Raw genomic sequence first — 13397 nt, 5'->3', positions numbered from 1 at the left:
CGTTGTTTAACCTGTCACGTCAAGTCTGAAACTTTGAGGAGAGCCGTTTTGTCCAAGAAGATCGTCATCATGGGTGGAGGCCCCGGCGGATACGAGGCCGCGCTGCTCGCGTCGAAACGCGGCGCAGACATCACGTTGGTGGAAGATTCTGGGGCTGGCGGCTCGGCGATCCGTAAGGACGTTGTGCCGTCGAAAAGCTTCATTGCGGGCGCGAACATTAAGACGGACTTGCGCCGCGCGGACGATATGGGGCTCAACCACACGTTGGGTGACGCGAAGCTGTCGCTGCTGGCGCTGAATGAGCGTGTGAAGCAGTTGGCGGCGGAGCAGTCCAGTGACATCCGCGAGCAGCTTGAGCGCAAGGGCGTGCGCCTGGTCAAGGGGCGTGCGCGCTTCTCTGATAAGCAGGTCGGTCACACTACGCATGACATTGAGATTGTCACCGAGTCTGGTGAGACTGAGCACGTCAGCTGCGACATGGTGCTTGTGTGCACGGGTGCGAGCCCGCGTGTGCTCAAGGGGGCGGAGCCGGACGGCGAGCGCATCCTGAACTGGCGTCAGATGTATGACCTGCAGGAGCTGCCGACCCACCTCATTGTGGTTGGTTCTGGCGTGACTGGTGCGGAGTTTGTCTCTGCGTTTGCGGAGCTGGGCGTGAAGGTGACCATGGTTGCTTCCCGCGATCGCATTTTGCCTCACGACGACGCCGACGCCGCCGATGTCTTGGAGAAGGTCCTGGCGGATCGCGGCGTGCAGTTGGAGAAGGACGCGCGTGTGGAGCGTGTGGAAAACACAGGTGACGCTGTGGTCGTGCACACCACTGATGGCCGCGCCATTGAGGGTTCGCACGTGATGATGTCCATCGGTTCTGTTCCGAATACGGCGGATCTGAACCTTGAGGCTGCAAAGGTGGAGACCACCCCGTCCGGCCACATTCATGTGGACCGCGTCTCGCGCACTAACATCGCCGGCATTTACGCTGCGGGCGACTGCACGGACCTCATGCCGCTGGCGTCGGTCGCGGCGCAGCAGGGCCGCACTGCCGTTGACCACGCGATGGGCGACGGTGTCAGCCCGATCCGCCTGAAGACGGTTGGCAACGCCGTGTTCACCCGCCCGGAGATCGCTGCCGTGGGTGTCACGGAGCAGGAGATCCGCGACGGCAAGGTTGAGGCAGACATCTACAAGCTGCCCTTGTCGACGAACCCGCGCGCCAAGATGCGTTCCCTGCAGTACGGATTTGTGAAGATCTTCGCCCGCAAGGGCTCCGGCCAGGTCATCGGTGGCGTAATCGTGGCGCCGACGGCATCCGAGCTGATCTTGTCGCTGACCATCGCGGTAACCAACAGCCTCACCGTCACCCAGCTGGCTAACTCGATGGCGGTGTACCCGTCGCTGTCAGGTTCGATTACCGAGGCGGCGCGCCGCCTGATTACAAAGTCGGATCTGGACTAGCCGGAAACGCACGTTGGGGGCAGCGGGTGCGCGGACACGTCGCGCACCCCGGACCAATCGGGGTAGCTGACGCCGGGGCCAGATCAAGGCCGTCGGCGTACACCAGTTGGGGTGCGTATGCGGCGTCGCAGCCAAGCGCTACGGCGTGCTCGCGCCGGGGCTGACCAAAGCCCACGGCGGGACCCTGCACCATGCGCGCAACCCACATCTGTGTGCGCCCGTCCGGGGTGGTGGAGACCTGCCTGGTCACACGGTTTGGGGTTTCAAACGCACGGTGCACCACCCATAGCGGGCAGGTATCGCCGGAGACGGCGAAGCGGAACGACGTGGTGGCCTGGCGCTTGGACACATTTCCTGCGCGGTCGGTGCGCATAAATACAAACGGCACAGCCTGCGCGCCGGGGCGCTGCAGTGTGCCGAGGCGTTGGCAGGTGGATTCGAATCCGGTGCCGAAGCGGGCCGAGATGACATCGATGTCGTAGCGCGTCTCGTGGGCAGCCTGCAGGATCTCGGAGTAGGGCATGGTCACGGCGGCCGCGAAGTACTGGGCTAAGCCGTGGGTGGTGACGTTGCGGGCCGGGGTGTCGTCGATACGCGCAATGAGCTCTGACATCACGTCGCCGTGGGCGAGATTGCTGTAGCGGTAGGACAGCTCGAAGCACTGTTGCGCTTCGCTCAAGCCGGAGCGCAGGCGGATCTCGCGGGTGGTGGTGTCGATGTCGGAACGCCCCGACTCCACAGGCTGGTTGAAGCGCACGGTGTAGCCGAAGTCGCGGTCGAGGACCGACGCAAGACGGGTCAGGCGCAACTGGCGGCCACCAAGATGCTCCGCAAGCGTTTCGGCCGCTGAATCCAGGGAGTGGAAGTAGTTGCTGTGTTCCTGGAAAAAGCTGCGTGCGTACTCGTAGGGGTTGGGGGCTTGCTCGTTGAGGCGCTCGGGGATGGTTCGGACACGCTCCGCAAGGGTAGGGAAGTGGCGGGCGAATTCCTCCAGCTCGTGCTGCGCGATGCCGGGGAGCAGTTCCGAAAGGGCGGCTGCGGTTTCGCGTTCGGCGTCGCCGGAGAAGAAGGAAGCATCCACCCCGAAGGCGGACGTTAACTGCAACAACACGCTTGCGGTGAGTGGGCGCTGATCGTTTTCCAACTGGTTGAGATAGCTCGGCGAGATGCCGACGAGGATCGCCGCATCGGCTTGAGTGAGGTTGCGAGCGGTGCGCAGTGTGCGGATCTGACCCCCCGCGTACAGTTTTGCCATCGTTGATTTTGCTCCTTCTCAGCCGCTTGGCCTGGTGATTTGCAACACTTTGCAAGTCTGTCAGTTTCAGGACGCAAGAATACGCAACTTCCACTATGATGCGCAACACACTTTCGCCCCTAATATGAGGTTCATCATCATCTCGATCGCCAGAAGGAGCCGAAGAATGATCCAACACGAGGTACGTACCCATAAGTCCGCAGAAGACTTCCCGATTGAAGAGCATCTGGCCTACAAGATTGCCAAGGTCGCGGCCGACCCGGTTGAGGTGCCGGAAGATACCCGCGAAATGATCATCAACCGCATCATCGACAACGCTTCTGTCGCTGTTGCCTCCTATAACCGCCGCCCGGTCGCCGTCGCCCGCGCAATGGCCAAGGCACACCCGGCAGACAACAAGGGCGCACTCGTTTTCGGCGAAGACGGCACCTACTCCGCAGAATGGGTCGCTTTCGCAAACGGCACCGCCGTGCGCGAGCTCGACTTCCACGACACCTTCCTGGCAGCCGAATACTCCCACCCGGGCGACAACATCCCGCCGATCCTCGCTGTTGCACAGCACAAGGGCCTCGACGGTAAGGCGCTGATCCGCGGCATCGCCACCGGCTACGAAATCCAGGTCAACCTGGTCAAGGGCATCTGCCTGCACGAGTGGAAGATCGACCACGTTGCACACCTTGGCCCCTCGGCCGCAGCTGGCATCGGCACCATGCTCAACCTGGACGTGGACACCATCTACCAGGCAATCGGCCAGGCGCTGCACACCACCACCGCAACCCGCCAGTCCCGCAAGGGCCTGATCTCCTCCTGGAAGGCATCCGCCCCGGCGTTCGCCGGCAAGATGGCCATCGAAGCGGTGGACCGCGCCATGCGCGGCGAGGGCGCACCGGCCCCGATCTGGGAAGGCGAAGACGGCTTCATCGCATGGATGCTGCACTCCCCGGAGCGCACCTACACCGTCCCGCTGCCGGCAGACGGCGAGCCGAAGCGCGCGATCCTGGACACCTACACCAAGGAACACTCCGCCGAGTACCAGGCACAGGCTCCGATCGACCTGGCTCGTCGCATGAAGCAGACCATCGCAGACGCAGGCAAGACCACCGCCGAGATCGAGTCCATCGTGCTGCACACCTCGCACCACACCCACTACGTCATCGGCACCGGCGCGAACGACCCGCAGAAGATGGATCCGAAGGCATCCCGCGAGACCCTGGACCACTCGATCATGTACATGTTCGCTGTCGCCCTTGAGGACGGCGGCTGGCACCACGTCGACTCCTACACCCCGGAGCGCGCAAACCGTCCGGAGACCGTCGAGCTGTGGCACAAGGTGTCCACGGTGGAGGACCCGGAGTGGACCCGTCGCTACCACTCGCAGGATCCGGACGAGAAGGCATTCGGCGCCAAGGCTGTCATCACCTTCAACGACGGCACTGTCATCGAGGATGAGATGGCTGTCGCCGACGCCCACCCGTACGGTGCTCGTCCGTTCGAGCGTGAGAACTACATCCAGAAGTTCCGCACCTTGGCTGAGGGCATCGTCGATAAGGACGAGCAGGACCGCTTCCTCGCCGCCGTGCAGGATCTGGAAAACCTCACTGACCTGACCGAACTTAACATCCGCGTCAACGACGCAACCCGCGCCGCTGCAGAGGAGATCCCGGGAGGCATCTTCTAATGTTCAAGCCTGACACAACCCCGAACGAGCGTCGCAAAGCACTGCGAGCATCGCTTGTCGACGAAAAAATCACCACACTGCCCGGCGCCTTCAACCCGCTGACCGCGCGCCTGATCGAGGACATCGGATCCTTCTCCGGCGTATACGTCTCCGGCGCCGTGGTAGCGAACGACCTGGGTCTGCCAGACATCGGTCTGACCACGCTTTCCGAGGTTGCAAACCGCGGCGGCCAGATCGCCCGCGCCACCAACCTGCCGGTGCTCATCGACGCCGACACCGGCTTCGGCGAGCCGATGTCCGCAGCCCGCACCGTCGCCGAGTTTGAAGCGGCAGGCCTGGCTGGCCTCCACCTGGAAGACCAGGTCAACCCGAAGCGCTGCGGTCACCTCGACGGCAAGGAAGTTGTGCCGCGTGACCTGATGATCCGCCGCATCACCGCAGCGGTGCGCGAGCGCCAGGACGACGACTTTGTCATCTGTGCCCGCACCGACGCCGCCGGCATCGAAGGCATCGACGAGGCCATCGAGCGTGCGAAGGCATACGCCGACGCAGGTGCGGACCTCATCTTCACCGAAGCGCTGTACTCGGAGGAAGACTTTGCCAAGTTCCGCGCCGCCGTGGACACGCCGCTTCTGGCCAACATGACCGAGTTTGGCAAGACCGACCTGCTCAGCGCCCAGCAGCTGGAAAACCTCGGCTACAACGCCGTGATCTGGCCGGTGACCACCTTCCGTATCGCCATGGGCCAGACCGAAGCAATGCTGCGCGACATCGCAGAAACCGGCACCCAGGTGCCGTGGCTGGACAAGATGCAGCACCGCGCCCGCCTCTACGAACTGGTGCGCTACGACGAATACAACCAGTTCGACCAATCCGTCTTCACCTACTCGAAAGACACCTACAGCTCCACCTTTGAGCAGTAGGCCGCCACCACCAACACCACCACCAAGAAGGAGTGAATCATCATGACTGAGCAGGAAATTCGTAAGGGCCTCAACGGCGTTGTCGCTGACTACACCGCAGTGTCCAAGGTCAACCCGGAGACCAACTCGCTGCTGTACCGCGGCTACCCGGTCCAGGAACTGGCAGAGCATTGCACCTTCGAGGAAGTGGCATACCTGCTGTGGAACGGTGAACTGCCGACCGAGGAGCAGTTTGCAGAGTTCCGCGGTGGCTGCATGGAAAACCGCGACATCGATGAAGAACTGATCCAGATCATCAACTTCATGCCGAAGGACTGCCACCCGATGGACGTGCTGCGTACCGCAGTGTCCTACCTGGGTGCAGAGGATCCGGAGAAGTTCACCCCGGATTCCGATCACCTGCGTGGCATCGGCCGCAAGCTGCTGGCCAAGCTGCCGACGATTGTCGCAACCGACATCCGTCGCCGCCAGGGCAAGGAGTACATCGCCCCGAGCAAGGAGAAGGGCTTCTCCGAAAACTTCCTCTGGATGGTTTTTGGTGACGATGAGAAGTCCCCGGCCAACATCCCGTCCGACATCGAGGCGTTTGAGAAGACGATGATCCTCTACGCCGAGCACTCCTTCAACGCCTCCACCTTCACGGCCCGCACGATTGCCTCGACGATGTCCGACGGCTGGTCCGCAATCACCGGCGCAATCGGTGCCCTGAAGGGCCCGCTGCACGGTGGCGCCAACGAGTTCGTCATGCACCACATGACCGAAATCGGCGACCCGGCCAAGGCAGAGCAGTGGTGCCTGGACAAGCTCAAGAACAAGGAGCTCGTCATGGGCTTCGGCCACCGCGTGTACAAGAAGGGCGACTCGCGCGTGCCGACGATGGAAGCCGCCTTTAAGAAGCTCGCTGCGGAGCACCCGGAGAAGGACGCTCAGAAGTGGGTCGAGATGTACGACATCATGGCCAAGACCATGCACGACAACACCTCGATCAAGATCCGTCCGAACCTGGACTTCCCGTCCGGCCCGGCCTACTACATCCTGGGCTTCGACATCGAGTTCTTCACCCCGCTGTTCGTGATGTCCCGCATTACCGGCTGGACCGCTCACATCATCGAGCAGTTTGAGAACAACTCCCTGATCCGTCCACTCTCGGCCTACAACGGCCCGGAGGAGCGCCACGTCAAGGCGTAAGCGGATCACCCCCGAAACGCGGGTCGTCGCAACGCGGCGCCCGCGTTTTTGCACCCCCGCGTTAGGGTGCAAACGTGTCACATTCGTTGGCGAAAACGACCCAAGAAAAGTGTGACCTGTACTAAACTACCCGTTGCAGTATGACTTCGATCTTTCCTTGAGGAAAGGAACCAAATGAACCCGGATAACCTCCCGCTTAATGACCTGCCAGCATTCAAGAAAATCCTGGTAGCTAACCGCGGTGAGATCGCCGTTCGTGCCTTCCGTGCAGCCTTTGAAACTGGCGCGAAGACCGTCGCGGTCTACCCCCGCGAGGACCGTAACTCGTTCCACCGTCCGTTCGCGGACGAGGCAGTCCAGATCGGCGAGGCCGGCCAGCCGGTCAAGGCGTACCTGAACATCGACGAAATCATCCGTGCCGCGAAGCAAACTGGCGCAGATGCCGTCTACCCGGGCTACGGCTTCCTCTCCGAGCGTGCTGACCTGGCTCGTGCCTGCCGCGACAACGGCATTAAGTTCATCGGCCCGACCCCGGAGACGCTGGACCTGACGGGCGACAAGTCCGCCGCTGTCCAGGCCGCTGAGCGTGCCGGCCTGCCGGTGCTGAAGGACTCTGAGCCGTCGTCCGACCCGAAGCAGCTGGCAGAGTTTGCCAAGGACTTCGAGTTCCCGGTGTTTGTGAAGGCTGTCGCCGGTGGCGGCGGACGCGGCATGCGTTTCATTGAGAAGATCGAGGACGTTGAGCGTCTCGCAGCCGAGGCATCCCGCGAGGCTGAGGCAGCCTTCGGTGACCCGAACGTCTACATCGAGCGCGCCGTGATCCGCCCGCAGCACATTGAGGTGCAGATCATGGCTGACTCTTACGGCAACGTGGTGCACCTGTTTGAGCGTGACTGCTCCGTGCAGCGCCGCCACCAGAAGGTTGTTGAGATCGCTCCGGCGCAGCACATCACGGAAGAGCAGCGCCAGAAGATCTGTGCCGACGCTGTGGCGTTCTGTAAGGAAATCAACTACGAGGGCGCAGGTACGGTCGAGTTTCTTGTCGACGAGTCCGGCAACCACGTCTTCATCGAGATGAACCCGCGCGTGCAGGTCGAGCACACGGTGACCGAGGAAGTCACCGGCATCGACATCGTAAAGAACCAGATGTACATCGCCGCCGGCGCGAAGCTGGAGGACATCCACCTCACCCAGGACCTCATCGAGGTCAACGGCGCAGCCCTGCAGTGCCGCATCACCACCGAGGACCCGGCCAACGGCTTCCGACCGGACTCCGGCGTGGTCACCGGCTACCGCTCCCCGGGTGGTGCAGGTGTGCGTCTCGACGGCTCCGTGGCCGTCGGTACCACCATCACCCCGAACTTCGACTCCCTGCTGGTCAAGATGACCTGCCGTGGCCGCAACTTCCAGGTCGCCGTCGACCGTGCCCTGCGCGCCCTGAACGAGTTCTCCATTACGGGCCTGTCCACGAACATCGGCTTCCTGCGCGCCCTGCTCAGCGAGGACGAGTTCCGCAACGAGCGCATCAACACCGGCTTCATCGCGGACCACCCGCACCTGCTCGAGGCTCCGGCGGCAGCTGACGATGCTGGCAAGATCCTCGATTACCTGGCATCCGTTACGGTGAACCAGCCAAACGGTGCTCGCCCGACGAACATTCAGCCGTCGAAGAAGCTGCCGGAATCCAAGTACGGCGATCTGCCGCGTGGTTCCCGCGACGACCTGCTTGAGCTCGGCCCGACAAAGTGGGCTGAGAAGATCCGCAAGCAGACCGCACTTGGCGTCACCGAGACCACGTTCCGTGATGCCCACCAGTCCCTGCTGGCAACCCGCATCCGCACCAACACCCTGGTTGCGGCCGCGAAGCATGTGGGCCACCTGACCCCAGAGCTGGCCTCCGTTGAGGCATGGGGCGGCGCCACCTTCGACGTGGGCATGCGCTTCCTCCACGAGTCGCCGTGGATGCGTCTCGACGAGCTGCGCGAGGCAATGCCGAACGTAAACATCCAGATGCTGCTGCGTGGCCGCAACACCGTCGGCTACACCCCGTACCCGGACAAGGTGACCAAGGCGTTCGTCCGCGAGGCCGCTTCCTCCGGCATCGATATCTTCCGTATCTTCGACGCGCTCAATGACGTGTCCCAGATGCGCCCGGCTATCGACGCCGTGCTGGAGACCAACACCACCGTCGCCGAGGTGGCCATGGCGTACTCCGGCAACCTGGTGGACCCGAACGAGGACCTGTACACGCTGGACTACTACCTCAACCTCGCCGAGGAAATCGTCGAGGCAGGCGCCCACGTCCTGGCGATCAAGGACATGGCTGGCCTGATGCGTCCGGCAGCAGCAGCCAAGCTGGTCACCGCGCTGCGTGAGCGCTTCGACCTGCCGATCCACGTCCACACCCACGACACTGCGGGTGGCCAGCTGGCGACCTACCTCGCCGCAGCGAATGCGGGTGCCGACATTGTCGACGTCGCATCCGCCCCGCTGGCCGGCACCACCTCCCAGCCGTCGATGTCCGCCCTCGTCGCAGCGTTTGAGAACACCGAGCGCGACACCGGCATCGACCTGCAGGCCGTCTTCGACATGGAACCGTACTGGGAAGCCGTGCGCCAGGTGTACGCACCGTTCGAGTCCGGCATTCCGGGCCCGACCGGCCGCGTGTACAAGCACGAAATCCCGGGTGGTCAGCTCTCCAACCTGCGCACCCAGGCGAAGGCCCTTGGTCTGGAAGACCGCTTCGAGCTCATCGAGGACTACTACGCAGGCGTGAACGAGATCCTCGGTCGCCCGACGAAGGTCACCCCGTCCTCCAAGGTGGTTGGCGACCTGGCCCTGCAGCTCGTCGGCCAGGGTGTCAGCCCGCAGGAGTTCGCAGAGAACCCGCGCAAGTACGACATTCCGGAATCCGTCATCGGCTTCCTGCAGGGCGAGCTGGGTACCCCTCCGGGTGGCTGGCCGCTGCTTCGCGACAAGGCACTGGAGAATCGCTCCGAGGTCGACCACACCGTCCAGGTGCCGACGGAGCTCGAGCCGGATCTGCAGTCCGACGACCACAGTGTGCGTCGTGCGGCGCTGGATCAGCTGCTGTTCCCGAAGCAGTACGCCGAGTACCAGGAGCACCTGCGCACCTACGGCATCACCGACCAGTTGGGTGACAAGACCTTCTTCTACGGCCTTGAAGAAGGCGTGGAGACCATGATCTACTACGGCGAGATCGACGAAAACCGTCCGCCGCTGGTGGTCAGCCTCGACGCTGTCGGCGAGCCGGATGAGAAGGGCATGCGCCAGGTCATCCTGACCGTCAACGGCCAGGTCCGCCCGGTTGCCGTCCGCGACGAGAACGTCGAGTCCACCGTCGCTGAGGTGGAGAAGGCCGACGCGTCCAACCCGGGCCACGTTGCCGCACCGTTCGCTGGTGCCGTCACCGTCACGGTGAAGGAAGGCGACGAGGTCAAGGAAGGCGACCCGGTCGCAACCATCGAGGCCATGAAGATGGAGGCCGCGATCTCCGCACCGAAGTCGGGCGTGATCGAGCGCATCGCGCTGACCAAGCCGACCAAGGTGGAAGGCGGCGACCTCGTGGTGGTTATCGCCTAACGCTTAGGCGGTGAAGTCCTTCACGTCGACGGCCATGACATTGTCGTGGCCGTCGACGTTTTTAAATCCGAAAGTTTCGTAGCGGTGGCGGGCACGCTCGTTGTTCGGGTCCACCCACAGCGCCACCTTCGGCGCACCCTGCTTCGCGGCCAACTCCACCGCGGCAGCCAGCAGCCGGACGGCGAGTTTGTGCCCTGCGTAGCGGCGTTCCACCGCAATCGCGATTTCCGGAATATCGCTGCCCAGGTTCGCCCAGCCCTGCTCGGGCGTCGACCAGTAGCGCAGCCACACACCGCCCGCCGGCACGCGGAACTGATCGAACGCGAGAACGCCGCCCTCGGCTTCCGGATCCCAGTTTCCGACGTAGTCGTCAGACCCTTCAGCTTCCTCTTGGCCGATCTCGCCGTGCTCGTCACCGAACACGTCGGTAAGAAAGTTCAGCCGGCGCAGGTACGTCCGGTCAGATTCGGTCGCTTCACGTAGTTCGAACTGAGGTGTGTAATCCATGCGCACCACGTTAATCTTTTCCCATGCTTCGACGCATATTCCTATCGACGACCACCGCAACCACCCTTGCCCTCACCCCCATCGCCAACGCCGAGGTTCCGGTGGTGGAGCAGGGCGCCCGCGTGGTAGTCGTCGATAAGGGCATTTGCTCCATCGGATTCAACGACCCCAACCAACGGATTAGCTACACCGCCGGACACTGTGGCGAACACGGCAGCCGCGCCGCCGTGGGCCAGGCGAACGGAACGTTCTATCCCTCCACGGAGTTTGGTAGGTCTGCGACCGGCAACGACTGGGGCATCATCCGTTGGGACGACGGCGTCCACCTCGGGGCGAACACGATTACCACCGACAGCGTGGTGGACCTCGAGAGCCTGCAACCTGGCGACGAGATCTGCCTGCTCAGCCGGGGACAGCAGCAGTGTGGTGCGTACACCGGCCGTGTGGGCAACAACGTCTACTGGGACGGCGGCGCTGGCGTGAAGGGCGACTCCGGGGCACCCGTCTGGGCGCCCGGTAGGGGACTGGTGGCGGTCTACTCAGGCGTGAGCACAGTCTCGAACCGGAAGGGCGAGTCGGCCTCTTTGAACCGTGCCTCGAAGCCGCTCAACGGGCCAGGCGTGACGGAGGCGCAGGAGATCGAGCTGATCAGCGCCACGAAACCGATTGGTACGCCCGTTACCCACGACGCCGAGACCCCCGAGTCGCCCGCGACCGATGTGGCTCACTCTGGCTCGAGCGCTTCTCCGGAGGCCATCGCCACGATTGTTGTGGCGGTCGCCGTTGTGTTGGGCTTCCTCGTGCCGTTTATCGGACCTGTGCTGGAGCAGTTCGCCGTTTCCGTAGGTCTGCGCTGACGGATTGTGGCGGAATGTGTCAGGCGGCCTTTGAAGGTGCATAAAACGCCTGGTCGCAGCGTCGCAAAGAAAAGCCCTGACAGATTCTGCAAAATCTGTCAGGGCAATGGGTGGGACAAGCGCCACCGAAGCAACCCGCTACTTCAGCTCCATAAGCACGGCGCCCTTGGACACCTGGCCGCCAGCCTCGGCGGCGAGGCCCGTGACGGTGCCGGCCTTGTGTGCCTTGACCGGGTTCTCCATCTTCATGGCCTCGAGGACCAGCAGGACGTCGCCTTCAGCAACCTCGTCGCCTTCGGAGACGTTGACCTTGATCACGGAACCCTGCATGGGGGAGGCGACGGCGTCACCGGAGACAGCAGCCTTGCCTGCGCGGCGCTTCTTCGGCTTGCGCTTGGCGGGGCCTGCGGTGACGAGTTCCTCGGGTAGGGCGACTTCGACGCGGCGGCCGTCAATTTCAACGGCAAAGGTGCGACGGGTCGGCAGGTCGGTGTCGGCGTCGTCACCAGATGCATCGGCGCTGGACGCGGGCAGTTCGCCGTCCCACTCTTCCTCGATCCAGCGGGTGTACACGTCGAAGCCGTCTTCGGTGCCGACGAATGCCGGGTTGTCCAGGATGGCCTGGTGGAAGGGGATGACGGTGGGGAAGCCGGTGACCACGTATTCGCCGAGTGCGCGGCGGGCACGCTGGATGGCCTCTTGGCGGGTGGCGCCGTAGACGATCAGTTTCGCCAGCATGGAGTCGAACTGGCCGCCGATGACGGAGCCTGCGCGCACGCCGGAATCGACACGCACGCCGGGGCCGGTGGGCTCAGCGTATGCAACGACGGTGCCCGGTGCCGGCATGAAGTTTGCGGCGGCGTCTTCGCCGTTGATGCGGAACTCAATAGCGTGGCCACGCGGAGCCGGGTCTTCGGTCAGCTGCAGTTCCTCGCCGCGGGCAATACGGAACTGCTCACGCACGAGGTCGATGCCGGCGGTGACCTCGGTGACGGGGTGTTCGACCTGCAGGCGGGTGTTGACCTCCAAAAACGAGATCAGCCCGTCAGAGCCCACGAGGTACTCCACGGTGCCGGCGCCGTAGTAACCTGCTTCGCGGCAGATGGCCTTGGCAGAGGAATGGATGCGCTCGCGCTGCTCGTCGGTGAGGAAGGGCGCTGGGGCTTCTTCGACAAGTTTTTGGAAGCGACGCTGCAGCGAGCAATCACGCGTACCGACGACCACAACGTTGCCGTGCTGATCAGCCAACACCTGCGCTTCAACGTGGCGGGCCTTGTCCAGGTAGCGCTCCACGAAGCACTCGCCACGACCGAACGCTGCGGTGGCTTCGCGGGTGGCGGACTCAAACAGTTCCGGAATCTCTTCGCGGGTGTAGGCGACCTTCATGCCGCGACCGCCACCGCCGAAAGCTGCCTTGATGGCAACGGGCAGGCCGTGCTCGTCGGCAAACGCAACGACCTCGTCAGCGTTGGCCACGGGGTCCTTAGTGCCGGGCGCCATGGGGGCGTCGGCGGCTTCAGCGATGTGGCGGGCGGTGACCTTGTCACCGAGTGCCGCGATGGCCTCCGGCGACGGGCCGATCCAGGTCAGGCCAGCGTCGATGACCTTCTGCGCGAACTCGGCGTTCTCCGAGAGGAAGCCGTAGCCCGGGTGGATAGCGTCGGCGCCGGACTTCTGCGCGGCGTCGATGACCTTGTCCATGTCCAGGTAAGACTCGGCGGCGGTGGTGCCGCCGAGGGCGAAGGCTTCGTCGGCAAGAGCGACGAACGGCGCATCGACATCAGGGTCTGCATACACCGCGACCGACGCAACACCTTCGTCCTGGCACGCGCGGATGACGCGCACGGCAATCTCGCCGCGATTAGCGACGAGCACCTTGCTCAGGCTGCGGGGCAGATCAGTATTCGGTGCGGTGGTGGACACGAAGCAAT

General features: G+C 63.6%; 9 protein-coding genes. 6 read left to right on the top strand and 3 right to left on the bottom strand.

Going from position 1 to position 13397, the window contains the following annotated elements:
• Positions 1-48 precede the first annotated feature (48 nt).
• Positions 49-1455, top strand: a complete 1407-nt coding sequence (locus HMPREF2734_RS08755) for an NAD(P)H-quinone dehydrogenase (RefSeq protein WP_070422829.1) — start codon at positions 49-51, stop codon at positions 1453-1455.
• On the opposite strand, the gene HMPREF2734_RS08750 is transcribed toward HMPREF2734_RS08755, so the two are convergent.
• On the bottom strand, positions 1433-2710 hold the full coding sequence (locus HMPREF2734_RS08750) for a helix-turn-helix domain-containing protein (protein ID WP_070570513.1): 1278 nt from the start codon (positions 2708-2710) through the stop codon (positions 1433-1435). The genes HMPREF2734_RS08755 and HMPREF2734_RS08750 overlap by 23 nt on opposite strands.
• 166 nt (positions 2711-2876) lie before the next feature.
• Here HMPREF2734_RS08750 and prpD point away from each other — a divergent pair, with 166 nt between their 5' ends.
• From prpD to HMPREF2734_RS08730, 4 genes are all read left to right on the top strand, one after another.
• A complete protein-coding gene (gene prpD, locus HMPREF2734_RS08745; RefSeq protein ID WP_070570511.1) occupies positions 2877-4388 on the top strand; it encodes a 2-methylcitrate dehydratase PrpD in 1512 nt (503 codons plus the stop codon).
• Positions 4388-5311, top strand: coding sequence for a methylisocitrate lyase (gene prpB, locus HMPREF2734_RS08740; protein ID WP_070422832.1), 924 nt, complete (start codon positions 4388-4390; stop codon positions 5309-5311). The genes prpD and prpB overlap by 1 nt, the downstream gene beginning before the upstream one ends.
• Before the next feature lie 42 nt (positions 5312-5353).
• The gene (locus HMPREF2734_RS08735; RefSeq protein ID WP_070422833.1) at positions 5354-6499 is read left to right on the top strand and encodes a bifunctional 2-methylcitrate synthase/citrate synthase; all 1146 of its coding nucleotides are present in this window, start codon (positions 5354-5356) and stop codon (positions 6497-6499) included.
• Between the two features lie 174 nt (positions 6500-6673).
• Positions 6674-10102, top strand: coding sequence for a pyruvate carboxylase (locus HMPREF2734_RS08730; RefSeq protein ID WP_070570509.1), 3429 nt, complete (start codon positions 6674-6676; stop codon positions 10100-10102).
• Positions 10103-10105: 3 nt separating this feature from the next.
• On the opposite strand, the gene HMPREF2734_RS08725 is transcribed toward HMPREF2734_RS08730, so the two are convergent.
• Positions 10106-10609, bottom strand: coding sequence for a GNAT family N-acetyltransferase (locus HMPREF2734_RS08725; protein WP_070422881.1), 504 nt, complete (start codon positions 10607-10609; stop codon positions 10106-10108).
• A 23-nt stretch (positions 10610-10632) separates the two neighbouring features.
• On the opposite strand from HMPREF2734_RS08725, the gene HMPREF2734_RS08720 reads away from it, so the two are divergent.
• Positions 10633-11466 carry a chymotrypsin family serine protease gene (locus tag HMPREF2734_RS08720; protein WP_070570507.1) on the top strand — a complete coding sequence of 278 codons (834 nt, stop codon included), beginning with the start codon at positions 10633-10635 and terminating at the stop codon, positions 11464-11466.
• A 138-nt stretch (positions 11467-11604) separates the two neighbouring features.
• On the opposite strand, the gene HMPREF2734_RS08715 is transcribed toward HMPREF2734_RS08720, so the two are convergent.
• Positions 11605-13389, bottom strand: a complete 1785-nt coding sequence (locus tag HMPREF2734_RS08715; RefSeq protein ID WP_246816809.1) for an acetyl-CoA carboxylase biotin carboxylase subunit — start codon at positions 13387-13389, stop codon at positions 11605-11607.
• Between the last annotated feature and the right edge of the window lie 8 nt (positions 13390-13397).

Source organism: Corynebacterium sp. HMSC055D05 (assembly GCF_001810365.1).
Lineage (GTDB): Bacteria > Actinomycetota > Actinomycetes > Mycobacteriales > Mycobacteriaceae > Corynebacterium > Corynebacterium coyleae.
Note: the sequence above shows the minus strand (reverse complement) of the source record. Positions and strands in the feature narration are given on the sequence as shown.

Bases quoted from the DNA above. Each gene is read 5' to 3' on its own strand.
- HMPREF2734_RS08750 (WP_070570513.1), bottom strand. From the start codon at position 2,710: ATGGCAAAACTGTACGCGGGGGGTCAGATCCGCACACTGCGCACCGCT.
- prpD (WP_070570511.1), top strand. From the start codon at position 2,877: ATGATCCAACACGAGGTACGTACCCATAAGTCCGCAGAAGACTTCCCG.
- prpB (WP_070422832.1), top strand. From the start codon at position 4,388: ATGTTCAAGCCTGACACAACCCCGAACGAGCGTCGCAAAGCACTGCGA.
- HMPREF2734_RS08735 (WP_070422833.1), top strand. From the start codon at position 5,354: ATGACTGAGCAGGAAATTCGTAAGGGCCTCAACGGCGTTGTCGCTGAC.
- HMPREF2734_RS08730 (WP_070570509.1), top strand. From the start codon at position 6,674: ATGAACCCGGATAACCTCCCGCTTAATGACCTGCCAGCATTCAAGAAA.
- HMPREF2734_RS08725 (WP_070422881.1), bottom strand. From the start codon at position 10,609: ATGGATTACACACCTCAGTTCGAACTACGTGAAGCGACCGAATCTGAC.
- HMPREF2734_RS08720 (WP_070570507.1), top strand. From the start codon at position 10,633: ATGCTTCGACGCATATTCCTATCGACGACCACCGCAACCACCCTTGCC.